Below are 24,532 nucleotides of genomic sequence, written 5' to 3' on the forward strand. Positions count from 1 at the left end.
CTAAGGAGACCTTCTTGTACACCTCGATCAAAGACCAGCTGCAGGGCGAACTGGACGAGATCCGCGCCGCGGGGCTCTTCAAGAGCGAACGCCACATCGATTCCCCGCAGGCCAGCCACATCGCGGCCGGTCCGCTCGGTGAGCCGTCCCGGCAGGTGCTGAACTTCTGCGCCAACAACTACCTCGGCCTGGCCGACCACCCGGAGATCATCGCCGCGGCCAAGTCCGCCATGGACGAGCGCGGCTTCGGCATGGCCTCGGTGCGGTTCATCTGTGGCACCCAGGACCTCCACCTGGAGCTGGAGAAGAAGGTTTCGGAGTTTCTCGGCACCGAGGACACCATCCTGTTCTCGAGCTGCTTCGATGCGAACGGCGGCGTCTTCGAATCCCTCTTCGGCCCCGAAGACGCCATCATCTCGGACTCGCTGAACCACGCCTCGATCATCGACGGCATCCGCCTGTGCAAAGCCAAGCGTTTCCGCTACGCCAACCAGGACATGGCCGACCTCGAGGCCAAGCTCGTGGAGGCCGCGGGCTCCCGGCGCAAGATCATCGTCACTGACGGTGTCTTCTCGATGGACGGCTACCTGGCACCCCTGGCGGCCATCTGCGATCTCGCCGAGAAGCACGACGCCCTGGTGATGGTCGACGACTCCCATGCCGTCGGTTTTATGGGTGCTACCGGTGCGGGCACCCCCGAACACGCCGGCGTCAGCAGCCGTGTGGACATCTACACCGGCACCTTCGGCAAGGCCCTCGGCGGAGCGTCGGGCGGCTACGTCTCGGGCCGCTCCGAGGTGATCGCGATGCTGCGCCAGAAGGCCCGCCCCTACTTGTTCTCGAACTCCCTGGCCCCGGCCATCGTCGCTGCCACGCTCAAGGCACTCGAGCTGGTCCAGGGCTCCGGGGAACTCCGCGCGCGGCTCTTCGAGAACGCCGCCCTGTTCCGCCGCCGGATGGCCGAGGAAGGCTTCGAACTGCTCGACGGCGAACACGCGATCGTTCCCGTCATGTTTGGTGACGCCGTGGCCGCCGCGAAGGTGGCCGCCGAGATGCTCGAACAGGGCGTGTTCGTCACGGCCTTCAGCTACCCCGTGGTGCCGAAGGGTGCAGCCCGCATCCGCGTCCAGCTCTCCGCGGCTCACAGCCCGGAAGACGTCGAGACCTGCGTGCAGGCCTTCGTGAAGAGCCGGGACGCGGTCAACAGCCGGGACGCGGCGGGCGCCGCGGCCGGTGAAACCGCGGGACACTGAGTGCCATGATCCTCACCCTGCTCGGTGGCGGAGGTTTCCGGGTTCCGCTGGTCCATTCAGCACTGCTGAGGGACCAGCGGCCGGGCCGCGTCACCGAGCTGAGGCTGTTTGACCACGACGCCGGCCGGCTGGCCGTCGTAGCCAAGGTCCTGGAAGAGCAGGCGGCGCAGGCAGTTGAGGCGGGCGTGCCGGACGCACCCCGGGTGCGCCTGTTCACCGACCTTGCCGAGGCCCTTCCGGGGACGGACTTCATCTTCTCCGCGATCCGGGTGGGTGGCATGGTCGGCCGGGCCGCCGACGAACGGATCGCCCTGGAGCACGGGGTTATCGGGCAGGAAACCGTGGGCGCCGGCGGGATCTCCTACGCCCTGCGCACCATCCCGGTGGTGGTGGACATTGCGCGGGCCGTCCGGAAGTACGCCCCGGAAGCCTGGTTCATCAACTTCACCAACCCTGCCGGCGTCATCACGGAAGTGCTGAACTCCCTGCTCGGCGGCCGGGTGGTGGGGATCTGCGACTCCCCGGCGGGACTGGCCCGGCGTGCGCTCTGGGCTGCCGGCTTTCCCGGCCTGGACGTGTACGGGGCTGGCGTCGGGATCGACTACATCGGCCTGAACCACTTGGGCTGGCTGCGCGGGCTGACCGTGGACGGGGCGGACGTCCTCCCGGAACTGCTCGCCGATGCGGATGCCGTCGAATCCTTCGAAGAAGGCCGGCTGTTCGGCGCCCCCTGGATCCAGGCCCTTGGCGCAGTCCCGAACGAATACCTGCACTACTACTATTTCCGCCGGGAGAACCTCCTGGCCGAGCAGGAAGCCGCTGCCAGCCGGGGGAGCTATCTGGCCCGGCAGCAGGCCGCCTTCTACGCCGCCGGCACGGCGGAAGGAGAGCCGGCGGAATCGGCACTGCAGCTCTGGGAACGGTGCAGGATGGACCGCGAACAGACGTATATGGCCGAAAACCGCGAGGCCGCCGGCACCTTCGAACGCGACGCCGCGGACCTGCAGGGCGGCGGCTACGAGGGGGTCGCCCTGGCGATCATGCGGGCCCTCGGCGGTTCGGGGTCCGGCGGCACGGCTGGCGCCGTCGGAACCGAAGATACCGCCGACGCCGAAGAAGCCCGGCTCATCCTCAACATGCCCAACGCCGGCACCCTGCCCGGGCTCGATGCCGACGCCGTCATCGAGGCGCCCAGCCTGGTGGGCCCGGACGGCGTCCGGCTGCTGCCAGCCGATCCGCTTCCGGGCTATGCCGCCGGACTGGTCACCACGGTCAAGGCCGTGGAACGGGCCACCATCGAGGCCGCCCTGGGCGGATCCCGGAATGCGGCCTACCGCGCCCTGGCCATGCATCCGCTGGTGGATTCGGTGCGGGTGGCGCACGCCCTGCTGGACGGCTACATGGAGAATTTCAAGGAACTGGCGTACCTGCGCTGACCGCCGGCCGGTGGCGCCCGGAAGGCCTGTCGGGAAACCCCGTGCGGGCCTAGGATCGCAGCATGGGCAATGATGCAGCGACAGAAGTCTTGGAACCGCAGGAATGCTGGGACCTCCTCCGTGGAGTTTCAGTGGGACGCCTGGCCGTCTGGCTCGGCGACCGCCCGGACATCTTCCCGGTCAATTACGCCGTGGACCACGGCAGCGTTGTCTTCCGGACCGGCGCCGGAACGAAACTCGAAGCGGCCCTCGGCGACTTCCCCGTGGCCATGGAAGCGGACGGCGTCGACCCCGACACCGGGGTCGCCTGGAGCGTGGTACTCCGGGGCAAGGCGGTGCCGCTGAAGAACATCGACGACGTCGTCCAGTCGTTCTCCATCCCCCTGTTTCCTTGGGAAGCCGGGCACAAGGACCAGTTCGTGAGGATCCCGGCCGACTCGGTTTCCGGCCGGCGGTTCACCGTCACGCCGCCGCTGACCTGGTGGACGCCCTACAGCGGCACCAAGCCGGCCAGGGGCGAGTAACCGGGCGAGTAACCGCCGCTGTCGCGCGACGGTCCCGGCACTGGCAGGATGGGCTGATGGCCTCGAATTACGACGTAGTTATTGTCGGCGGCGGAATCGCCGGGCTCTCGCTTGCCTCCGCGCTCGCAGGAAAGTGCTCCGTGGCGCTCGTGGAAGCGGAGCAGACCCTCGCGTACCACACCTCCTCCCGCTCGGCGCGGCAGCTGATCCCCAGCTACGGGCCCGCCGTCGTGCAGGAACTCACCGTCCGCACGCTGGAACTGATCGCGGAGCGCGACGCCGGACTGGACGTTCCGGTGCTGACGCCGCGGGCGTTCATGATGGTGGGGGACGAGGCGGACCTCGCCGCCGAAGCCAGCGGCCACATGCGCCCCATCACGCACGGCGAGGCCCTGGAGCTCTGCCCGGCCCTGAGGCCGGAAAGCTTCACCCACGCCGGCCTGGACACCGGCTCCTTCGCCTGCAACGCCCCCGCGCTGCTGGAGGACCACCGCCGCCGCGCGGAAGCCGCGGGCGCCGACATCGTCACCGGAGCCCGCGTGCACTCGGCCCAGCGGATCGGCTCCGCCTGGCAACTAGGCGCCGGCACCGAAGGGCTCGCGGCCGCCGTCGTGGTCAACGCGGCAGGTGCCTGGGCGGACGAACTCGCGGTCCTCAGCGGGGTGGAGAAGCTCGGGCTGCAGCCGTACCGGCGCACCGCAGCCGTCGTCGACGTCGAACACCCACTGGCCCCCGGCACCCCGATGGTGGCCGAGGCCGCGCACCGCTGGTACTTCCGGCCCGAGGGCGGGCAGGTGCTGATCTCGCCCGCGGAGACAGTACCGAGCGGGCCGGAGGACGCCAAACCGCGGCCCGGGGACATCGAGGCCCTCGTGGCGCGGCTGAATTCGCTGACCACCCTGGGCATCCGCTCGGTGGACCGCGCCTGGACCGGCCTGCGCACCGAAGCCGCCGACGGCGTCCCGGTGGTGGGCTTCGACGCCGAGGCGCCCGGATTCTTCTGGCTCGCCGGGCAGGGCGGCTACGGATTCCAGACCTCCTCGGCAATCGCCGAACTGGCAGCCGCCGCGATCCTCGACGCCTCGGACAGCAGTCCGGCATCCCGGACACCAGCGGAGCTTGCGGCCACCCGCTGGTCGGTCCGCCGATGAACAATTGATCCATGACTACGGGGTTCACGAGCACACTGATCCATAACATCGGCGAACTGATGACCCAGGACGCCGAGCACCGCGTCCTGCGGGATGCCGCCCTCGTCATCGAGGGCGAACGCATTTCCTGGATCGGCCCGGCGTCGCAGGCACCCGCTGCCGATGCCGCCGTCGACGCCGAAGGCCGCGCCGTGCTGCCCGGCTGGGTGGACTCGCACTCACACCTGGTCTTCGCCGGCGATCGTACTGCCGAATTCGAAGCCCGCATGGCCGGGGAGAGCTACAGTGCCGGCGGCATCGCCGTGACCATGGGCGCCACCCGCGCTGCCAGCGAGGAGGAACTGACCCGGCTCACCGCCGAACGCGTTGCCGAAGCCGTCTCGCAGGGCACCACCTACCTGGAGAGCAAGACCGGCTACGGGCTGGACGTGGAGAACGAGGCCCGCAGCGCCCGGATCGCCGCCGCCACCGTGGACGAAGTCACCTACCTCGGCGCCCACCTGGTCCCGGCCGGCATCGACCCCGAGGAGTACACCGACCTCGTCTGCGGCCCAATGCTGGACGCAGTTCTGCCGCACGTGCGCTGGGCCGACGTGTTCTGCGAACGGGGCGCCTTCACCGAGGAGCAGTCCCGCCGCGTCCTCACCGCAGCCCGCAACGCCGGGCTGGGCCTGCGCGTCCACGGCAACCAGCTGGGCGAAGGCCCGGGCGTGCAGCTGGCCGTTGAATTCGGCGCCGCCAGCGTGGACCACGTGAACTACCTCTCCGAGGCCGACATACAGGCGCTCGCCGGCACCTGGTCCGGCTGGGACGCCGCCACGGGCACCGGGATCCGCGGTACCGTCGCCACCTGTCTGCCCGCCTGCGACCTCTCCACCCGCCAGCCGCTCGCTCCGGGCCGCGAACTGATCGACGCCGGCGTGCAGATCGCGCTCGCCGCCAACTGCAACCCGGGCACCTCCTACACCAGCTCCATGGCCTTTTGCGTCACCACCGCGGTGCTGCAGATGCGCCTGAGCGTGCACGAGGCCGTCCGGGCCGCCACCTACGGCGGCGCCCTCGCCCTGGGCCGGGAATCCGGCAAGGACGCCGACGGCGAACGCGCGGTGGGCTCGATCGCCGTCGGGCACCGCGCGGATTTGCACATGCTCAAGGCGCCGTCTGCAACGCACCTGGCCTACCGGCCCGGCATCCCGATGACGCACGCCGTCTGGCGTGCGGGCGTGCGCGCGGTCTAGCTGCCGCCCGCCCGGGCTGAATCAGACCGTGCACGGACCGCGGCGCCGGCGCACAGGACCACGGCAACGCCTCCGGCGATCGTGGTCCAGTCCAGCTTCTCGCCCAGCAGGAGGCTTGCCCAGCCGATGGTCATGACGGGCTGGACCAGCTGGACCTGGCTGACCCGGGCCATGGGACCGATGGCCAGGCCGCGGTACCAGGCGAAGAAGCCCAGGAACATGCTGACGACGCCGAGGTAGGCAAAGGCGGCCCATTGCGCCGGCGTTGCGGAGAGCGGTTGCTGGGCGGCCGAGAGGATCGCCAGTACCGCCATCAGGGGCGACACCAGGACGAGTGCCCACGAGATGGTCTGCCACGCCCCGAGTTCGCGGGCCAGCAGGCCGCCTTCCGCGTAGCCGATCGCGCAAGCCGCCACAGCGCCGAAGAGCAGCAGGTCTGCCCATTGCAGATGTCCAATGCCGCCCGACTGGACGGACGCGAAGCCGATCGCTGCGGCAGCGCCCACACCGCTCATTACCCAGAACGGCCGCGGCGGGCGTTCCCTGCCGCGAAGCACCGCGGTCATGGCTGTGACAGCCGGAAGCAGCGCGATGACAACGGCGCTGTGGCCCGCCGGAGCGGTGGTGAGCGCGAAGGACGTGAGGAACGGAAAGCCGACGACGACGCCGCCCGCCACTACTGCCAGCCGCGCCCACTGTACGCCGCGGGGGAGCCGCTGCCGGGTGAGTGCCAGTGCGAAGGCCGCGAGGACCGCCGCCACGACGGCCCGCCCCGAGGCAATGAACAACGGTGACAGCCCGCCGACCGCCACCTTCGTGAAGGGAACGGTGAAGGAAAAGGCTGCCACTCCGAGCAGTCCCCACCACAGCCCGGACGCCGCTTGGCGCTCCTGGACGGGCAATATCGCTTCGGCGGGAATTACAGTAGCGCTACTATTGGCTTTCATGAACAACGATAGCAGTTCCCGTATCGCCACGCGCCTCCGGGAATGGATCTCCGGGGCGCCCCCGGGATCCCGGCTGCCGTCCACCCGGGCGCTGGTGGCGCAGTACCAGGCCAGCCCGGTCACAGTGCAGAAGGTGCTGCGGACGCTGGCCGGGCAGGGCCTGATCGAAAGCCGCCCCGGGGTAGGCACCTTTGTTCGCGCCGTGCGGACGGCCCGGCCTTCGGACTACGGCTGGCAGACGGCGGCACTGGGTTCCCCGCAGGCACAGCTGCGTCCAGTGTCCGCAGCCATGCGCACCGCCCCCAACGACGTGATCGCGTTCCATTCCGGCTACCCGGACCGGGAGCTCCTGCCGGAACGCCTGGTCCGTGCCGCCCTCACCCGTGCGGCCAGGGGCGACGCCGCCCTGTTCCGCCCTCCGGCGGCAGGGCTGCCGGAACTGCAGTCCTGGTTCGCCCAGGAACTTCGCGCGTCGACGCCTCCGGGGGTCAATCCGCCCACACCCTCCGACGTGATCGTGCTTCCCGGAACCCAAAGCGGGCTCAGCTCGGTCTTCAGGGCCCTGGTGGCCGGCGGGCAGCCCCTGCTCATGGAGTCGCCCTCGTACTGGGGCGCGATCCTGGCCGCGGCGCAGGCCGGGGTCCGGGTGGTTCCGGTGCCGAGCAGTCCCGAGGGACCCGATCCGGAGGAGCTTGCGCGCGCCTTCCAGGAGAGCGGGGCCCGGGTGTTCTACGCCCAGCCGAACTACGCCAATCCGACTGGGGCGCAATGGTCCGCCCGGCGTGCCGAAGAAGTGCTGGACGTGGTACGGCAGCACGGCGCCTTCCTGGTCGAGGACGACTGGGCCCACGACTTCGGCATCACGTCCGATCCCGAGCCGCTTGCCTCCCGGGACGATTCCGGCCACGTGGTCTATCTGCGCTCGCTGACCAAGAGCGTTTCACCGGCGATCAGGGTGGGCGCCGTCGTCGCCCGCGGTCCCGCGCGCGAACGGATCCTGGCCGCCCAAGGGGCCGAATCGATGTACGTCAGCGGGCTTCTGCAGGCGGCGGCGCTCGACGTCGTCACCCAGCCCGGCTGGCAGACCCACCTGCGCGGACTCCGCCACCAGCTCCAGGTCCGCCGCGACCTGCTGGTTACGAGCCTGCGCGAACAGGTCCCGCAGGCCCACGTCGGGCTGTTGCCGAAAGGCGGCCTGAACCTGTGGGCCCGGCTGCCGGACGGGACGGACCTCGAACGGCTCACCCGCGACTGCGAAGCCGCCGGAGTCCTCATCGCCCCGGGCAACGAGTGGTTCCCGGCGGAGCCGGCCGGGCCGTTCATCCGGCTCAACTATGCCGGCCCGAACCCCGGCGCCTTCCCGGAAGGCGCACGGCTCATTGGCCAAGCGCTGGCAAGCGCGGGGGCTTAGGAAGCGCGGGGGCCCAGAAGCGCCGGAAGGCCCCTGGCCGGCAGCTGTTGATGCCGGCCAAGGGCCTCAGGACGCGATTTCCTAGGGGCTGCAGGTGAACTTGGCGTCCGCCCAGTCGGCGTGGTCGTTGCCGTTGCCGTCACCGGCGTCGTTGGCCACCAGATCCACATAGCGGGCACCGCTGACATCCACCGTGAGCGGAAGCGGTGCGCTGGCCGCACCGAGCACCGGTGTGGTGACCTTCGTGGTGCCGTCAGCCACCACGGAGAACTTCACGCTGCCGCGGGTCGCCTGGGCGTCGTCGATGCCGACCACGGCGGTGAAGGAGGTGCAGTAGCCGCCGAGGTAGTAGCGGATGGTGCTGTTGGCGTGGGCGCCCAAGCCCTTGGCGAAGACGGTGCCGTTGAGGGTGATCGGCCTGCCGTCCCCGCTGCCCTGCTCACCGTTGGACATGTCCTTCTCCACCGGACCCCAGCCATTGGTGGCGCTCACCCAGGGGTGGTCGCTGGCGAAGACCGTTGCCTGCGGAGGCTTGGGCAGGGTGCGGACGGTGGTGGTGGTGCTGATGGCGCGTTCTCCCACCGGGTCAGTGGTGGTGGTGTAGCGGGCCGTGGCCTTGATGGGGAAGTCGCCGTCGGCGGAGGCCGGGGCGGTCAGTTTCCAGGTGGTGGCCAGGCGGCCTCCCGCGGCAAGGGTTGTGGCCGTGGCGGGCGTCGCCGGCGTGGCTGTCCAGCCTTCGGGAAGGGCGAGTTCGACGGAGAGCTCCTTGATCTCCGCGGGCTCGTCGGAGACGAAGGTGGTCACGAAGTCCTGCGCCTTGCCCTGTTCGATCACGTCGCCCTGGAGCCTGGCGCTCAGCTGTGCGCAGGCCGGCACGGCGTCGGATGCGCCGAGGTCTTCCACCAGGAAGTTGTCGAGGGTGAAATCGGAACCGTTGGCGCTGCCGCTGCGCTGCAGCCCCACGAAGTAGTCGCCGCAGAAGCCGGCGTCCAGGATCTGCTCGAAGCGCGCCGTCGAGGTCTGCTCTCCGATCGCCTGGATTCCCGTGACGGCGGGACCCGCCTGGGAGTCGTAGCCGGAGATCCAGGAGTACTGCCCGGCCTTGGAATTCTGGTAATCGAAGGAAACCCGGTATTTGTGGCCGGGTTTGAACGGCACGGTGGCTTCCGTGGTGCGGTAGACCATGCCCGGTCCGCCGTTCGGGGCGCGGTTTTCATCGTGCGCGATCAGGGACCAGTTGCCGTCGAGGACCTCGTCGATCACATTGTTGTGCCAGCCTTCTGGGTGAACGGCTCGTGGCGTCCCGTGATGTGCGTGCGCGGGTCCGTGCTGCCGCCGGCGTCGCCCTTCACGAAGGGACCCCAGCCCTGGTCGACGTCCTCGAAGTTCTCGGCCAGGACCCCGCTTGTGGCTACCCTGGTGGTCTTGACCGCACGGAAGTCGTCCAGGCGGACCTTGGCGGTGCCTTCTCCCGCGGCCACGCTGACCGTGGGCCGGACGCCGTTCTGTGGGATGTCCAAGAGCACCCGGAAGCGCTGGAAACGGGTGCCTGTCTTTTCGTCGGCGGCCACGTAGTTCTGCGCATTGGAGCTGTCGATGGTGAGGCTTTGACTCGAGCCGCCCGGGACGTCCACCTTCAGGGTGACTGGGCGCTTCTTTCCGGCCTCGATCTCCACGTAGGCGCTGATCGAGTAGGTGCCGGCCTGGAACGGCAGCAGGGTCTGGGAAACGGACGGGGTGCCAGCGCCGAGCTCGGCGTAGCGGCGGCCCTTGCCGTCGCGCACGACCGCGGCCGCGCCCTTCGGGCTCCATTTGCCGAGGTCTGCGGCGTTGAAGCCGGGGTCCTTGAACCGGGTGCCCTCGCCGAAGGAAGCGTCGGCCGGCAGGCTCACGGTCGCGGCGTCCGCGGTCAGCACGTAGGGCTGGCCGGGTTCGGCGGCGAGGGTGACCTGGCCGCCGGTCACTGGGACCTCGGCCACCTTGACCCGCCCGTTGTCGGTGAGCTTGAACTGCTGCAGCTTCGTGGCGCCGGCGAAGGCACCGGTGAGCTTCCAGGTGCTGCTGCCGCCAGCCGGGCTGTAGTGGTAGAGCTTGTCCTGCGGCCTGCCGGTCTTCGATGCCCAGGGGAGCAGGTACGTGCCGCCCTGCAGCACGGATACCCCGCCCACGGTGATGTTGCGTTCGGCTGTGGTGTTCCCGGTGACGGCCACGCCGTCGGCCAGCTCGATGCGGTCCTGGGTCCACTTGGTGATCTCGTGGTGCTGCAGGAATTTGGCGGGCAGGTTGGAATCCCAGATGTTCTTGTAGAAGGCGTTGTAGTCGTTCTGGCCCGTCCAGCCTTCGAACTCCACGATGTGGCTGACGCCGAGCTTCGGGTCGGGGTTCCAGACGTCGGACTGGGTGTTGTTGATGAAGCGCAGGATCTGCGAGTTGATGCCCTTGTTGCTGCTGCCGCCGTAGTTCTCGTCGTTGGCCCAATGCGACCAGGTGTTGTTGCGGGAGAGCTTGTCCGCCCACTCCGAACCCACACGGAAGCCGTTCTTGACCAGTTCCTGCTGCAGCCGTTCGGCCAGCCAGCCGTATTCGTAGTAGACGTCAACGTAGGCGAAATCCAGGTTGTCGTCCGTGGCGTCGGCGAGTTCCTTGACCCGCTGGGCCAGCTTGCCGGAATTGATGTCCTGCCGCTGGTTGATGTAGTACGACTGGTCCAGCCAGTTCCAGCCCAGCGACTTGTTGGCCGTCAGCAGGTCCTCGGCGAAGGACTTGGCTTCCGGGTAGATCTCCGTGGCGTTGATGTGCACGCCGAACTTGGCGTTCCAGTCCTTTCCGGCCGCGACAAGCTTGTTAAGGTCTTCCAAGCCGCCGGCACGGGTGTTGAAGTTGTTGCCGTAGTCCGTGTTGGCGGAGTCGTGGCCTTCGGAGGTGTAGCCCTTGAGCATGGCCACCTGGCCCAAGCCGTCGGTGGCCAGGGCGATGCGCTTCACGTCGTCCAGGGTGCGCAGGAAGGGGTGGGTTGCCTGCGAAGCGAAGTTGAAGGGGATGTGGGTGACCACGTTGTCCGGCGTCTGTTCCCCCTTGTTGGCCTTGACCTGGATGGAACGCATCGCGATCGCGGCGTCCTGCCAGTCCACTCCGCCGTCGGCGTTGGCGTCCGTGGTGATGGCTACCCGGGTCCAGGGGAGCTCCTCGGTGGTGCTGGACCCTTCGGCACGGTAGAGCCACTGGCCGCTGGCGACTCCCATCCGGACAACACCGCTTCCGGCAGCTCCGCCGTCGTTCACGGCCTGCCGCCAGAACCGGCCCTGGTCCTTGCTGCCCGGCCCGGCAGAGGTGTCGTACAGCGCATTGGACTCCAGCGCGGCAGCCAGCTGCGAGGTGTTGGCCAGCGCATAGGCCGAGCTCTTGGGCGCCGCGTCCAGGGGCGTGCCGGCCGTGACGGGGATGAACAGGTCGCCGCTCTTCGCGCGGTCCACCGAGAGGCTGGCCGTGGAGATCTGGGCCCCTGGCTGCGCCGAGTTCACGGAAACCAGGTTGAGCTTGGGCAGTTGGAGCGTGCGGACCTGGAATTCGGGCGAATCGTGGATGGCGGTGACGTTGAAGGACACCACGTTGCCTGCCACGGAAAGGCGGGCATCGATGGTGGTGTTGCCGAAGTCCGGCAGGGTGAGGACGTAGTCCATGGTATTGCCGGCCGACTTGGACGACGTCGCGGAGACGCGCTGTTCGGTGCCGTTGATGGTGATGCTGGACAGCCGGCCGAGGGTTCCGTCCAGTCTGCCCTGGCTGGCTACATCTGTGTAGCCCAGGACCTGCGGGAAGGACGTGGAGACGTCCACGGCGAGGGTTCCTGAGTCCAGGGTCTCCGTGTCCAGGGTCTCCGTGCCGGCGACGGATTCGGCCGCGGCAGGGACGGCGGCGCTGAAGCCGAGGGAGCCGGCCGCGACGACGCAGGCGAGGCTCAGGCCGGCGAGGCGTTTGGGGGATGACAAGCGGGGCATAGTGCTCCTTCTTGAATTTTCCTTGCGAAGATCGGTCATGTTCTTGCGGACGGCTCAACTCTGCTTCATACGAACACAAAATGACAAGAGCTGAGCAAAAAGTCTCTTTTTAAAACAAAAAGAAACACGAATAGGCGGCGTGAACCGTTTGATCGCCATTGGGCGGCGTCTTGGGTGCCACACCTCACATGCGATCCTTGTGCGATTGAAGTTGATCGATTAGTGTTTTTATAGATCAAGAAACGTCAAACGCGCGTCGTGAAGCGCAGACAGGAACGGTGCGTCCGATGAGCAACACAGCCCTTGGTGCCTACATGGAGGAAGAGCTGGTTTCCCAGCCCGATGTCTGGCTCCAGGCCGTCGCCCAGGCCCAGGCGGACGACCAGGCAGAGCGGCTGCTGCCCGCGGACGGCGAGCGGGTCGCCGTCGTCGGCTGCGGTACCTCCTGGTTCATGGCGCAAAGCTACGCTGTCGCGCGGGAGGCCGCCGGCAAGGGCGTCACAGACGCCTTCGCGGCGTCCGAAGCCTTCCTGAACCACAACAGTGCCGGCCGCCAGTACGACGCCGTCATCGCTATCACCCGTTCCGGCACCACCACCGAGGTCATTGAGCTGCTGCAGGCCCTGAGGGGCAAGGTCCGCACCGTGGCGCTGGTCGGCGACGTGGATTCGCCGGTGGCCACCCTGGCCGACGCCGTCGTGGGACTGCCGTACGCGGACGAAAAGTCCGTGGTCCAGACCCGCTTCGCCACCACCGCCCTGGTCTACCTGCTCAGCAGCCTGGGGATTGAGCTTGGAGACGCCGTCGAGCAGGCCCGCCGGGCTGTCGCCGACCCCGTCTCCCAGGACCTCCTGGACGCGGAACAGTTCACCTTCCTCGGCACTGGCTGGACCATCGGCCTCGCTCACGAGGCCGGTCTGAAGATGCGCGAGGCCGTGCAGGGCTGGACCGAGTCCTACCCGGCCATGGAATACCGCCACGGCCCCATTTCGATAGCCGCGCCCGGGCGCGTCACCTGGCTCTTCGGCGAGCAGCCCGAGGGCCTGGACGCGAACATGGAAGCCACCGGAGCCCTGTACATCAATACGGGCAAGCACCCCCTCGCCGAACTTGCCCGGGTCCACCGCGTCACCCTGGAACGTGCCCGCGTCCGTGGCCTGAACCCGGACCTGCCGCGCAACCTCACCCGCTCGGTCATCCTCGACACCCCCGCCTAGGAGCCGTCATGGTTCTCGGAGCAGCTGGGGCGGCGGTACTTGCCTTCGATGTCGGCGGCACGGATATGAAGGTGGGCCTTGTCGACGCCCAGGGAAACGTCCTTGGCCTGCGCCGGGTCCGCACGCCCCGCGACCCCAACCGCCCAGCCGACGCCATCCTGGACCGGGTGGCCGAGCTCGCGCAGGAACTCGGGGCCGAGTTCCCCGAGCACCCGGTCCGTGCCGCCGGGGTGATCGTGCCCGGAATCGTCGATCCGGAATCCGGTGTGGGCCTCTACTCGGCCAACCTCGGCTGGCGGAACTACCCCTTTACCGCCGAGGCCGAGCGCCGGCTCGGAGTTCCCGTGGCCTTCGACCACGACGTCCGCTCCGCCGCCGCGGTGGAGCACCGTTACGGCGGCTCGCGGGAGTTCGACGACGTCGTGGTGATGGTGGTCGGCACCGGAATCGCCGCGGCCGTCTTTTCCGGCGGCAAGGCCGTGAGCGCCGGCGGTTTCGCCGGTGAACTCGGCCACGCGCAGGTCCCGGATCCCGACGGCAACGGAACCACCATCCTGGAAGCCGTGGGCTCGGCCGGTGCCGTGGCCAAGCGCTACACCGCCCACTCCGGGACTCCGGTTTCCGGCGCCCGGGAGGTCCTGGAACGCGCCCGTACCGGGGAAGAACTGGCGGCCAGGATCTGGGCCGACGCCGTGGACGCGCTCGCCTTCAGCATCTGCCAGTGCGTCAGCATCATCGGCACCGAGGCCGTCGTGATTGGCGGCGGCCTGGCCGAGGCCGGCGAGGAACTGCTTGAGCCGCTGCGCCGGCGCGTGGACAGCATGCTGGACTTCCACCGCCGTCCGGTGATCCTGCGGGCCCAGCTCGGCCAGGACGCGGGCCTGCTGGGTGCGGCGATGAATGCGAGGGCCCTCCTTGGCAGGGACGGTGCTGGCAGGGACGGTGCTGGCAGGGACGGCGCTGGCATGGACGGTGCCGCATGAAGCGGATCGTCACTGTCACCCCGAACCCGGCCGTGGACCTGAGCTACCACGTGGCCGGTATCCACCCCGGCGCCAGCCACCGGGTGCCGGCGCCGCTCAGCCGCGCCGGCGGCAAGGGCCTGAATGTGGCCAGGGTGGCGCACCAGCTGGGCCATCCGGTCCTCGCCCTAGCCCCGTACGGCGGCAGTTCGGGCGCCGAATTCGCCGCCGAACTGGAAAGCAGCGGCGTTCCGCACGCACTGGTGCCCGTCGCCGGCCCGACCCGCCGGAGCATCGCCCTGGTGGACACGGTGGGCGGGGAGACCTCCATCTTCAACGAGGAAGGCAACCCGCTCCGGAGCAGCGAATGGCAGGCCCTGGCCGCTGTCGTCGTCGACGCCCTCTCGGCACAGGACGAGGACGCCCCGGGCGTACTGGCTGCTTCCGGCAGCCTGCCGCCGGGTGCCCCCGCGGACTTCTACCCGGCCCTGGTGCGCCTCGCGCACGACGCCGGGATCCCGGCAATCGTCGATACCTCCGGTTCCGGGATCCTCGCCGCAGCCGAAGCCGGGGCGGATCTGCTCAAGCCCAACCATCATGAACTCGAAGAAGCCACGGGGGAGACGGACCTCGCGGCCGGAGCCTGGCGGCTGATCGACCTAGGCGCGAAGACCGTGCTGGTCAGTGCCGGCGCGGACGGCATGCTCGCATTCAGCCATGCCACCCCGGACGGGTACTGGCGGGCCAGGCTGCCCGAAGCCCTCAGCGGCAACCCCACCGGTGCCGGGGACGCCGCCGTCGCCGCGGCCGCCACGGCCCTGGCCGCCGGGGTCACGGACACCAGGGTGATCCTCCGCCGGGCCACCGCATGGTCCGCCGCGGCGGTCCTGATGCCGGCGGCAGGGGAAATCTCGCCGCGCTACGCGGAACTCGAAGAACAACTCATCATCAGCTGGGAGGACAATCGGTGAGCCTGGTCAATACCCGGGAATTGATGGAGGCCGCCGCCACGGCCGGCATCGGCCAGGGCGCGTTCAACATCATCCACCTTGAAACCGCCGAGGGGCTGGTGGCCGGCGCGGAAGCGGCCGGAGTGCCCTTGATCCTGCAGATCTCGGAAAACTGCGCCAAATTCCACGGCGGCCTGGAACCCCTGGCCCGCGGCGCCCTGGCCATCGCCCGGGACGCCTCGGTTCCGGTGGCCCTGCACCTTGACCACGCCGAATCCGAGGAGCTCGCCCTGCAAGCTGTGGACCTCGGCTTCGGCTCGGTGATGTACGACGGCGCCCACCTTCCCTACGCAGAAAACGTCGAAGCAACGCGCCGGGTGGTCGCCTACGCCCATGAACGCGGGGTCCACGTCGAGGCCGAGCTGGGCAAAGTGGGCGGCAAGGACGGGGCGCACGCACCCGGCGTCCGGACCGATCCCGGCGAAGCCCGCGACTTCGTGGCGGCCACCGGCGTCGATGCCCTGGCGGTCGCCGTCGGGTCCTCGCATGCCATGACCGAACGCAGCGCCCGGCTGGATCTGGAACTCATAGCCCGGCTCAAGGACGCCGTGCAACTGCCGCTGGTGCTGCACGGCTCTTCCGGCGTAGCAGACGAGACACTAGTGGCGGCGATCCGGGCCGGTATGACTAAGATCAACGTATCCACACACTTGAACGGATTCTTCACGCGCGCTGTCAGGGAGTACCTGGACGCCAATCCCTCGGTGGTGGATTCCCGCAAGTACATCGCGGCGGGCCGTGATGCCCTGGTGGTGGAAACCGCCCGTTTGCTGACGTTGTTCGCGAAAGTGAACTAGAAACCGCCTTTGGAAGGTTCGTGATGACCCGTACAGATCGGCTGACTGCCATCCTCGATCTCCTCGCAGAGTCAGGGCATGTCGAGGTCGAGGACATCGTGACCCGACTGGGGGTTTCGCCGGCCACCGCACGGCGCGACCTGGACAGCCTGGCCAAGCAGCGGCTGCTCAGCCGCACCCGCGGCGGGGCCACTAAGGGCGCCGTGGCTTACGACCTGCCCGGCCGCTACAACCGGGACGACCACGCCGAGGCCAAGCAGCGGATCGCCCTGGCCGCGTCCGAATTGATCGCCCCCGGTGCAGTGGTCGGCCTGAGCGGCGGCACCACCAGCACGGCCCTCGCCCAGGTGCTTTCCACCCGTGAAGACCTGAACGCGCCCTCCAACAGGCCGATGCTCACGGTCGTCACGAACGCCATCAACATAGCCGCGCAGCTCGCGGTGCGCCCGAACATCAAAATCATGGTCACCGGGGGCATCCTGAACCCGCGCTCCTACGAGCTGGTGGGACCCTACACGGACGTGATCATGCAGAAGGTCGCATTGGACATCGCCTTCATCGGCGTGAACGGCGTTGATCCGAAGATCGGACCGACCATCACCGACGAAGGCGAAGCCATGGTGAACTCCGCCATGGCACGCCGCGCCACTGCGTCCTATGTCCTGGCGGACTCCAGCAAGATCGGCAAGCGTTCCTTCGCCACCATGGCAGGGTACGAGTTCAAGCGGCTCATCACGGACAGCGGCATCAAGCCGGCGGACAAGGCCGCCTTCGAAGCCGCCGGAACCGAAGTGACGGTCGCCGAACTCGACTAGTCCCCGCCGGCCCCCGCACGCAAGCTAGAACTTCAGGGGCGGAGCGTCCAGCACGGTTTCGTCCACCCGCCGTTCCACCCACTGGGTGAACGGGGTGTCCAGGTCGTATTTGCCGGCCTCGTTGCGAACCAGGGTCCGCAGCTCGGCATTGCCCGGATTGTTGAGGGACTCGAAGTATTCAACAGACCAGTGGAACCAGCGCATGCAGAACAACCGCATGGTCAAACCGTGTGTGACCAGCAGCGTGTTCGGGGCGTAGTCCGGCTTCTCCCAGTGCCGGTACAGGGTTTCCATGAAGGATGAGACGCGGTCGTACACATCGGATCCGGACTCGCCTTCGCGGAAGCGGTAGAAGAAGTGCCCGTACAGGTTCCGCAGTTCCTTTTGGTCCTCGATCTCGCCGGCGATCTGGAAATTGGCCCAGTCCTGCTCGCGCAGCCGGGGCTCCTCGATCACCCGCTCCGTCAGGCCGTCAAGCCGCAGCGCCTCAAGGGTCTGGTAGGCCCGCAGGTAGGGCGAGACATACACGCACAGTTGCTCGCCGTCGAGCTTCCTGCGCAGTTCCTCCCCGGTGCGCCTGGCCTGCTCGAGCCCAAGTTCGGTCAGCGGGATCCGGTAGTCCGGCACGCGATTGTAGATCGACGTGTCCACGTTGGCGGCCGATTGGCCGTGCCGGACCATGAAGATACGTGCTGGCGCGCTCATCCCACCAAGCATAGGCAAACACCCAGGGAAATGAAGGCAAGATAGGACCATGCTCGTTGCCTCCACGCGCCGCCTGCGCGCCGAAGTCCTCATCGTCCTGGGCCTGTCCCTGGGCCAGTCCGCGGTGTACTCGGTGGTGCAACTGCTGGACAAGATGAGCCGGGCCCCGCTGGCGCAGGGAACATCGACCCTGAACGCCTCGCGGAACAGCCGCGAGTACTTCGACCTGACCTACCAGCTGCTGGACATCGCGTTCGCGCTCGTGCCGGTGGTGCTGGTGTTCTATTTCCTCTCCCAGCAGCGCGCCCCCTCGGAGCAGGAATCGGCCTTCGAGCGCCTCGGCTTCACCATGGCGCGGCCGGGCCGGGACCTCCTGCAGGGCCTGGGCCTGGCGGCCCTCATCGGCGTTCCCTCGCTGGGGCTGTACGCGGCGGGCCGGGCGATGGGAATCACGACGGCGATCATCCCCAGCGGACTGGACGCCTATTGGTGGACGGTGCCGGTGCTGATCCTCTCAGCGGTGCGGCACGCCGTCGTCGAGGAAGTGATCGTGGTGGGCTACCTGCTGGACCGCTTCGGCAAATTCGGCTGGAGCATGCCGCTGGCCATCGGCCTGAGCGCCCTCCTGCGGGGCAGCTACCACCTCTACCAAGGCTTCGGTCCGTTCATCGGCAACGCGTTGATGGGCCTGGTCTTCGGCTGGGTGTACAGCCGCACCAAGCGGGTCATGCCGCTGGTGGTGGCCCACGCCCTGCTGGACATCGTGGCCTTTGTCGGCTTCAGCCTTTTCGGCAAGGCGGTGGGGCTGGGGTGAGCCGAGGGTACGGCTGTGCCACCCCAGCCGCGGAACCGCTTAAAGGTGTCCGGGGCTTAAAGGTGTTCGGCCGCCGTCGCCGGGTGACGTCATTGTCACTCGCCGATGGCGGCCGAAGTTTTGGGCCGGGGTGCCGCCCGTGGCGGCACCCCGGATGGGGTCAGATGGTGACGGCCCCGCTGGCTGTTTCAAAGGTGACGGACATGATGCCCGGGACACCGTGCGGAGCAACCCACTGGACGGCGACGTCCTCGAGCGGCTTCTCCACGGGTTCGCCCAGCCACTCGGTCACGCGGGCAGCCGACCCGGCGATGGTGAGGCTGGACATCTTGACGTCGCTCGCGTAGACGAGGGACGGGTGCAGTGCGGGATCGCCTTCCCAGCGGAGCAGGTACGGTACCTGCGGATCCGCGATCAGGCCGAGGATGCCGATCTGCTGCCAGACAAGTTCCCGGCCGTCAGGGAACTTGCGGTTGCCGGGAACCGCGGAGCGGCCCAGTCGTTCTTCAAATGGGGACAGGTCGTCGACGGCGACGCACCATCCCATCCATCCACCGCCGGTGGCGGAGCGTGCCCGGACAGCTTGTCCGAACGGTGCTTTGTCCGACGCCGGGTGGTCCAGGACCTCCACAACTTCCAGGTATTTGTGGTCTGCGAGCGGAATAATCATGTTCCGCGTACCGAAGCGCGGGTGCACTCCGCCGCGGACCGCATCCACTCCCAAAGCTGCGGAAATCCGCTCTGTGGTGGCCATCAGGCCATCCTGTTCACAAGCGTAAGAGACGTGATCCATGCGCATGCCACTCATCTTGGCACTTTGTGATTGAGCTCTCAGCTTAGCCAAGCCTAAGTAAGGTAGGACATCTGAGAAAACGTGTCCCGGGCAAGTAACGGAAAGACTCGGCAGGACCGAAAAAGACCGTCTTCTTCACAATGCTTCAGCGCGGCCCGTGAGCCTTCCTAGACTGGCCGCACGGCACGCTGGAGGGGGAACAGCTCCCTTGGCCGGCCGGACCAGTACACACATCAGAAGGAGGCGCAATGTCGCAAGGTTGGTCATTCGAAACACGCCAGATACATGCCGGCCAGGAGCCGGATGCCGCGGCGGGTGCGCGCGCCCTGCCGATCTACCAGACCACGTCCTTCGTGTTCCCGAGCGCCGAGAGCGCGGCAAACCGCTTCGCCCTGGCGGAGTTGGCGCCGATCTACACGCGGATCGGAAACCCCACGCAGGACGCGGTCGAGCAGCGGATCGCCAGCCTCGAAGGCGGCCTCGGGGCCCTCCTGCTCAGCTCCGGGCAGGCCGCCGAAACGTTCGCCATCCTCAACGTAGCCGAGGCGGGGGACCACATCGTGGCCAGTCCCAGCCTGTACGGCGGAACCTACAACCTGCTGGCCCACACCCTGCGGAAGTTCGGGATCTCGGTGACCTTCGTAGCGGACCCGGATGACCTGGGGCAGTGGCGCGACGCGGTCCGGGACAACACCAAGCTCTTCTTCGCCGAGGTGGTATCCAACCCCCGCCAGGACGTCCTGGACATCGAGGGGGTGGCCGGCGTCGCCCATGAAGCCGGCGTCCCGCTGATCGTGGACAACACCCTGTCCACCCCGTACCTGATCCGGCCCATCGAATGGGGTGCGGATATCGTGGTGCACTCGGCCACCAAGTACCTTGGCGGCCACGGCGCGGCGATTGCCGGGGTGATTGTGGACTCCGGCAACTTCGACTTCGGTGCCCACCCGGAGCGTTTCCCGAACTTCAACACGCCCGACCCCAGCTACAACGGCCTGGTCTATGCGCGCGACCTCGGCAAGGACGGTGCCCTGGGCGCCAACCTGTCGTACATCCTGAAGGCCCGCGTCCAACTGCTGCGCGACCTCGGTTCGGCGGTCTCGCCGTTCAACGCCTTCCTCATCGCGCAGGGCCTGGAAACCCTCAGCCTGCGGGTGGAACGCCATGTGGAGAACGCCGCCAAGGTGGCGCAATGGCTGGAAGGACGGGACGACGTCGAATCCGTCGCCTATGCCGGCCTGCCGTCCAGCCCGTGGTTCGACCGGGGCCGCAAATACGGACCCCGGGGGACCGGGGCCGTGGTCGCCTTCACCATCAGGGGCGGCCTCGAGGCGGGCAAACGCTTCGTGGACGCCCTGGAACTGCACTCGCACGTGGCCAACATCGGCGACGTCCGTTCTTTGGTGATCCATCCTGCGTCCACCACCCACAGTCAGCTGACCGCGGAACAGCAGGCCGTGGCCGGTGTGAATCCGGGGCTGGTGCGCCTCGCCGTGGGCATCGAGCATATCGACGACATCCTGGCCGACCTGGAAGCTGGCTTCCGGGCCGCCAAGGCCGACTGACACGCGGCGATAGACGTGTCCGGGCCCGCGCCATGCCGGGCCCGGACCGTCACAAAGCTGTCACATTGTTCGCGTTGGCGCACGGGTTCTTCCTACACTCGAAGCCAAAGGTCACGAGTGCCAGCGCTAAACCCCGGTTTGCTGGCCGGCAACCCTCCGTCCGTGGCGGGGTGCCCCGGGTGAAGACCTGGCCTGCCGGACAGCTGTCGGCAGGCAAGCACGAGGTTCAGGGGTTCTCCATGACGATTGCCGCACCGTCGGTCACCAACAAGCGCAGCGAAGATGGCACGGTCAAGTACGTTTCCATCGGCGCATTGGAGCTTGAGGCGGGAGGCTTCCTCCCGGACGTGCTCCTCGCCTATGAAAGCTGGGGCACCCTCAACGCGGACGCCTCCAACGCGGTCCTCATCGAGCACGCCCTCACCGGAAGCACCCACGTGGCCCGCGGCGGAAGCGACGAAGAAGGCTGGTGGGAACAGCTCGTCGGCCCCGGCGCGACCATCGACACCGAGCGCTGGTTCGTGGTCTCCGTCAACATCGTCGGGGGCTGTTACGGCAGCACCGGGCCGTCGTCGAACGCGCCCGACGGCAAACCCTGGGGTTCCCGGTTCCCGCTGGTGACCCTGCGCGATTCCACCGCCGCGGAGGCCAGGCTCGCCGACGCCCTCGGGATTGACCGCTGGCACGCGGTGATCGGCGGCTCCATGGGCGGCGCGCGCGCCCTCGAATGGGCGGTCAGCTACCCCACCCGGGTGAAGAACTGCGCGGTGATCTCGGTGGGCGCCTACAGCACAGCCGAACAGATCGCTTTCGCCCAGGCGCAAACGCTCGCGATCCGCCAGGACCCCGCCTTCAACGGCGGAGACTATTACGACGGCGCGGCGCCCGAAGCCGGCCTGGCCCTCGCCCGGCGGATCGCACACATCACCTACCGCTCCGCCGATGAACTGGACTTCCGCTTCGGCCGGAATGCCCAGGGCAACGAGACCCCCCTGCAGGCCCCGGCCCTGGGGGAGCGCGGCCGCTACCAGGTGGAAAGCTACCTCGACCATCAGGGTCGCAAGCTGGTGCAGCGCTTCGACGCCAACAGCTACATCGCCATCACTGAAGCCCTGATGAGCCATGATGTTTCGCGCGGCCGAGGCACACTCGAGGAGGCTCTCTCCCGCACGGAGGCGAACTTCTTCGTCGCCGCCGTGGACTCGGACCGCCTCTACTTCCCGGAGCAGTCCCGCGAACTCGCAGAAGCCCTGCCCGGCGGCGTGGAAGTCCACACCATCGAAGCCCCGATCGGCCACGACGGTTTCCTCACCGAGATCGGCCAGCTCGGGCCGCAGCTGGGTGCAGCCTTCTTCGCGTAGCTTCTGCCGCCTCAGCCGTTCATGATTTCCTGGCGGAGTCTCATGTACTCCTCCATGGCGATCTTGCCATCACTGAACCGCTGGTCCAGCTCCGCCAGTTTGCGTGCCCGGTAGCCTTGCGGTTCCGCCGGCGCGGGAACGGGCGACGACGGCGGTCCGGCGGGTGCCTGATGAGGCACCGGCGCTGCGGGCCCGGCGGGGGACTGCCCCTGGTATGGCTGCGGGTACTGGTTCGAAACGTAATCGGGGAGCTTGCCCGGGTAGCCTCCCTGCTGGAAACGTCCGTCCGGGTAGCCGCTGTTGCGGATGCGCCGCTGCTGGGAACGCTTGTACATGCGGATCCCGAACGGGATCAGCCACGAGCAGACGATAATCCAAAAGAACAGATTGTTCATGGGGCCACCTCATTCCACCTCAAGCTTAGCGCCGCGATTGCGCTCAACCGGCCCCGTCAGATGAGCTTCACCGGCATCCCGAGGAACGCGCCGTACCGCGCGGCCTCGGCCTCGAGGGCGGCGTTCCGGTCCGCGTCCAACGGCCGGTCCATCCTGACATCGAGCCGGCATTCACCGCCCGAAACATCGTGCCGCCACCAGCCCGCCAGCCTTCCGTCCAGCAGGACCACATGAACGGGCGATCCTGCCGATCCGAAGTAGGGAGCCGTTCCACCAAGGTGGTTCCGGGTCTGCGAATAGCCCATCACATACTCGTCGTAGCACTGGATCAGGTCGATCTTCGGCGCGTCCGGGCCGGAGGTGGGTGATCGTCCGGCGAACGCGGCGGAGGCCGCGGCGTCGAGCTCCTCGGCCGCAAGATGGAAGTCCATTCCATCCCTGTTGAATGAGGCAAGGGCGCCCGGCGAGACTTCCGCGGCCAGGCGCAGGCCCTCCCGCACCTCGCCCCTCGTCAAGCCGGACCACGCGGCACAGTCGTTCACCGTTGCAGGCCCGCGGCTCCTGAAGTACCGGAGCGCGAGCTGCCCCAGGGAGGCCTCCCGCCGCCCGGCCGCCCCGGAGGCGCCGTTCCCCACGGACGGATCCTGCTGGGCCCGTTCCGGAAACGAGGCGTACGTCTGCTTCAGGGCTCCACCTGCCGAGCGCACCGGCGCCCCGCTGACCAGGACCCGGTTGATCTCCGCATGCATCAGCAGATAGATGAAGCCCAGCCCTTTGTCGGGGAAGCCCGCATTTCCGAGCACCGTTGCCAGTTCCTCACGGGTCTTGTGGGCGCCGCCGGCAACCGCGGCGGCCAGGATGTCCGCGCTTCGGGCAGCAGCTTCGGCGTCCACGCCCGTTTGCCGGTACATGCCCTTGTTCCCCTGGTGGAGGCGCGGAGCGGACAACTCCATGAGCCAGTCCAGATCGTCGCGGTGCACGAAGTGCCAGGTGGGCCGCAGGACATGCGTCCGCAGGACCGTGCCGTCGGCAACGGCCTCTTCCACCCGGGCGGCAAGTCCTCCGACGCCGTCGGCTGCGCCGTTTCCGCAGCGCTGCGCAAGCGACCAGCGGGCGTAGGCAAACTCCTGGGACTGGACGGCAAGCAGGTTCTTCAGGGCGTCCTCAATGCCGCCCGCCCTGGGCGGCCGCAGCTGCTGCCGCCTGAGCCTGCTGTCGATAAGCCAGTCCATGCTGCCGCGGGAGTCCATGCTGCCGCCCAAGTCCACAGGACCGTCAGTTCCGCGGCAGCGCCGCGTCCGCAGGCCCGAAGACGGGGCCCGGCGTCGGGCGCTTGGGGGAGATCCCGTCGCCGGAGGACTGGTGGCGGATCCGCCGGATCACCCACGGCACAAGGTATTCGCGCGCCCAGACGAGGTCCCCGCTGCGCGCTTCCCGCCAGCTGCGCAGCGGCAGCGGCTTCGGGGTGTACGGCTCCAGCTTGTGCGGCACGTTGAGCGCATCGAGCACCATCGTGGCGATGGTGTGGTGGCCAAGGGGCGAGAAATGCAGTCGGTCCTCGTCCCACATCCGCGGGTCGGCAAGTTCGCGCAGGGACCACATGTCGGCCACCACGGCGTCGTGGCGGGCCGCCACCGTGCGGAGGTTCTCGTTGTAGATGGCAACTTTGCCGCGGATGCGGCCCAGGACGGTGGACCCGGTGTCGGGGCCGTTGAAGAGCACCACTGTGGCACCGTTCGAGCTCAACCGCCCGACGGCGCCGTCCAGCTTCTCGGCCAGCGCGTCCGGATCCCCGCCAGGCCGGATGAGGTCGTTGCCGCCCGCGCTGATCGAAATGAGGTCGGGCTTGAGGGCCAGGCACGGCACGAGTTGTTCGTCGAGGATCTGCTGCAGCAGCCGGCCGCGGATCGCCAGGTTCGCGTACGCGAAGTCACCGTGCCCGCGGCTCAGTTCCTCGGCCACCCGGTCCGCCCAGCCACGGTGGCCGCCCGGGCTGCCGGGTTCGGGGTCGCCGATGCCCTCGGTGAAGGAGTCCCCCAGGGCCACATAGCGGCTCCAGGGATGGTTCGGTTCGTCCACGGCGGGGTGGGCCATGGGATCAGTGGCACTCACGTTGTTGTCCTGCCTCTTGATGCATAGC

21 protein-coding genes, 1 pseudogene and 1 riboswitch are annotated in these 24,532 nt (G+C 68.2%); of the genes and pseudogenes, 14 read left to right on the forward strand and 8 right to left on the reverse strand.

Features of this window, described 5'->3' with window-relative positions; all coding sequences use genetic code 11:
- Nucleotides 1-14: 14 nt before the first annotated feature.
- The 5 genes from ACN9M4_RS06355 to hutI all read left to right on the forward strand — a co-directional run bounded on the left by ACN9M4_RS06355 (nt 15) and on the right by hutI (nt 5,602).
- Nucleotides 15-1,253 (forward strand): glycine C-acetyltransferase, encoded by a 1,239-nt coding sequence (locus ACN9M4_RS06355; RefSeq protein WP_426302705.1) that lies wholly within the window; start codon nt 15-17, stop codon nt 1,251-1,253.
- A gap of 5 nt (nt 1,254-1,258) precedes the next feature.
- Nucleotides 1,259-2,689 (forward strand): 6-phospho-beta-glucosidase, encoded by a 1,431-nt coding sequence (locus ACN9M4_RS06360; protein WP_426302706.1) that lies wholly within the window; start codon nt 1,259-1,261, stop codon nt 2,687-2,689.
- 62 nt (nt 2,690-2,751) lie between these two features.
- Nucleotides 2,752-3,213, forward strand: coding sequence for a pyridoxamine 5'-phosphate oxidase family protein (locus tag ACN9M4_RS06365; RefSeq protein WP_426302707.1), 462 nt, complete (start codon nt 2,752-2,754; stop codon nt 3,211-3,213).
- A gap of 56 nt (nt 3,214-3,269) precedes the next feature.
- On the forward strand, nt 3,270-4,364 hold the full coding sequence (locus ACN9M4_RS06370) for an NAD(P)/FAD-dependent oxidoreductase (RefSeq protein ID WP_426302708.1): 1,095 nt from the start codon (nt 3,270-3,272) through the stop codon (nt 4,362-4,364).
- An 11-nt stretch (nt 4,365-4,375) separates the two neighbouring features.
- Nucleotides 4,376-5,602: an imidazolonepropionase gene (gene hutI / locus ACN9M4_RS06375; RefSeq protein WP_426302709.1), complete on the forward strand. Its 1,227-nt coding sequence runs from the start codon at nt 4,376-4,378 to the stop codon at nt 5,600-5,602.
- Here the strand turns inward: hutI and ACN9M4_RS06380 are convergent.
- On the reverse strand, nt 5,599-6,549 hold the full coding sequence (locus tag ACN9M4_RS06380) for a DMT family transporter (RefSeq protein ID WP_426302710.1): 951 nt from the start codon (nt 6,547-6,549) through the stop codon (nt 5,599-5,601). The two genes, hutI and ACN9M4_RS06380, sit on opposite strands and share 4 nt — an antisense overlap.
- Here ACN9M4_RS06380 and ACN9M4_RS06385 point away from each other — a divergent pair.
- Complete coding sequence (locus ACN9M4_RS06385; RefSeq protein ID WP_426302711.1) at nt 6,548-7,960, forward strand: PLP-dependent aminotransferase family protein; 1,413 nt, start codon at nt 6,548-6,550, stop codon at nt 7,958-7,960. The two genes, ACN9M4_RS06380 and ACN9M4_RS06385, sit on opposite strands and share 2 nt — an antisense overlap.
- 81 nt (nt 7,961-8,041) lie before the next feature.
- Here ACN9M4_RS06385 and ACN9M4_RS06390 read toward each other — a convergent pair whose 3' ends face one another.
- Entirely contained in the window at nt 8,042-8,542 is a 501-nt protein-coding gene (locus ACN9M4_RS06390; protein ID WP_426303414.1) for an NPCBM/NEW2 domain-containing protein, read from the reverse strand.
- Between the two features lie 74 nt (nt 8,543-8,616).
- Nucleotides 8,617-11,997, reverse strand: a pseudogene (locus ACN9M4_RS06395) (NEW3 domain-containing protein); the annotation flags it as partial.
- A 248-nt stretch (nt 11,998-12,245) separates the two neighbouring features.
- On the opposite strand from ACN9M4_RS06395, the gene ACN9M4_RS06400 reads away from it, so the two are divergent.
- The 5 genes from ACN9M4_RS06400 to ACN9M4_RS06420 are packed head-to-tail and all read left to right on the forward strand — an operon-like array spanning nt 12,246 to nt 16,759.
- Entirely contained in the window at nt 12,246-13,175 is a 930-nt protein-coding gene (locus ACN9M4_RS06400; RefSeq protein ID WP_426302712.1) for an SIS domain-containing protein, read from the forward strand.
- A gap of 8 nt (nt 13,176-13,183) precedes the next feature.
- Nucleotides 13,184-14,158 (forward strand): ROK family protein, encoded by a 975-nt coding sequence (locus tag ACN9M4_RS06405; protein WP_426302713.1) that lies wholly within the window; start codon nt 13,184-13,186, stop codon nt 14,156-14,158.
- Entirely contained in the window at nt 14,155-15,108 is a 954-nt protein-coding gene (locus tag ACN9M4_RS06410; protein WP_426302714.1) for a 1-phosphofructokinase family hexose kinase, read from the forward strand. The genes ACN9M4_RS06405 and ACN9M4_RS06410 overlap by 4 nt, the downstream gene beginning before the upstream one ends.
- Nucleotides 15,105-15,944: a class II fructose-bisphosphate aldolase gene (locus ACN9M4_RS06415; RefSeq protein WP_426302715.1), complete on the forward strand. Its 840-nt coding sequence runs from the start codon at nt 15,105-15,107 to the stop codon at nt 15,942-15,944. Before ACN9M4_RS06410 ends, ACN9M4_RS06415 begins: the two co-directional genes overlap by 4 nt.
- Nucleotides 15,945-15,967: 23 nt before the next feature.
- Entirely contained in the window at nt 15,968-16,759 is a 792-nt protein-coding gene (locus tag ACN9M4_RS06420; RefSeq protein WP_426302716.1) for a DeoR/GlpR family DNA-binding transcription regulator, read from the forward strand.
- Nucleotides 16,760-16,783: 24 nt separating this feature from the next.
- Here the strand turns inward: ACN9M4_RS06420 and ACN9M4_RS06425 are convergent, their stop codons facing one another.
- Complete coding sequence (locus tag ACN9M4_RS06425) at nt 16,784-17,464, reverse strand: histidine phosphatase family protein (RefSeq protein WP_426302717.1); 681 nt, start codon at nt 17,462-17,464, stop codon at nt 16,784-16,786.
- Nucleotides 17,465-17,513: 49 nt separating this feature from the next.
- Here ACN9M4_RS06425 and ACN9M4_RS06430 point away from each other — a divergent pair, with 49 nt between their 5' ends.
- Nucleotides 17,514-18,278 (forward strand): CPBP family intramembrane glutamic endopeptidase, encoded by a 765-nt coding sequence (locus ACN9M4_RS06430; RefSeq protein WP_426302718.1) that lies wholly within the window; start codon nt 17,514-17,516, stop codon nt 18,276-18,278.
- A gap of 160 nt (nt 18,279-18,438) precedes the next feature.
- Here the strand turns inward: ACN9M4_RS06430 and ACN9M4_RS06435 are convergent, their stop codons facing one another.
- Complete coding sequence (locus tag ACN9M4_RS06435) at nt 18,439-19,077, reverse strand: VOC family protein (RefSeq protein ID WP_426302719.1); 639 nt, start codon at nt 19,075-19,077, stop codon at nt 18,439-18,441.
- A 242-nt stretch (nt 19,078-19,319) separates the two neighbouring features.
- Between ACN9M4_RS06435 and ACN9M4_RS06440 the strand changes: the two genes are divergently transcribed.
- Both ACN9M4_RS06440 and metX read left to right on the forward strand, forming a co-directional pair.
- Nucleotides 19,320-20,636, forward strand: coding sequence for a bifunctional o-acetylhomoserine/o-acetylserine sulfhydrylase (locus ACN9M4_RS06440; protein ID WP_426302720.1), 1,317 nt, complete (start codon nt 19,320-19,322; stop codon nt 20,634-20,636).
- Nucleotides 20,637-20,745: 109 nt separating this feature from the next.
- Nucleotides 20,746-20,862: riboswitch (SAM riboswitch) on the forward strand.
- Nucleotides 20,863-20,875: 13 nt separating this feature from the next.
- The gene (gene metX, locus ACN9M4_RS06445; RefSeq protein WP_426302721.1) at nt 20,876-21,997 is read left to right on the forward strand and encodes a homoserine O-acetyltransferase MetX; all 1,122 of its coding nucleotides are present in this window, start codon (nt 20,876-20,878) and stop codon (nt 21,995-21,997) included.
- An 11-nt stretch (nt 21,998-22,008) separates the two neighbouring features.
- On the opposite strand, the gene ACN9M4_RS06450 is transcribed toward metX, so the two are convergent.
- The 3 genes from ACN9M4_RS06450 to ACN9M4_RS06460 are packed head-to-tail and all read right to left on the reverse strand — an operon-like array spanning nt 22,009 to nt 24,486.
- The gene (locus tag ACN9M4_RS06450) at nt 22,009-22,392 is read right to left on the reverse strand and encodes a hypothetical protein (protein WP_426302722.1); all 384 of its coding nucleotides are present in this window, start codon (nt 22,390-22,392) and stop codon (nt 22,009-22,011) included.
- Nucleotides 22,393-22,448: 56 nt separating this feature from the next.
- Nucleotides 22,449-23,624, reverse strand: a complete 1,176-nt coding sequence (locus tag ACN9M4_RS06455) for a winged helix DNA-binding domain-containing protein (protein ID WP_426302723.1) — start codon at nt 23,622-23,624, stop codon at nt 22,449-22,451.
- A 43-nt stretch (nt 23,625-23,667) separates the two neighbouring features.
- Complete coding sequence (locus ACN9M4_RS06460; protein WP_426303415.1) at nt 23,668-24,486, reverse strand: SGNH/GDSL hydrolase family protein; 819 nt, start codon at nt 24,484-24,486, stop codon at nt 23,668-23,670.
- Between the last annotated feature and the right edge of the window lie 46 nt (nt 24,487-24,532).

The organism is Arthrobacter sp. R-11 (assembly GCF_049913155.1).
GTDB lineage: Bacteria > Actinomycetota > Actinomycetes > Actinomycetales > Micrococcaceae > Arthrobacter.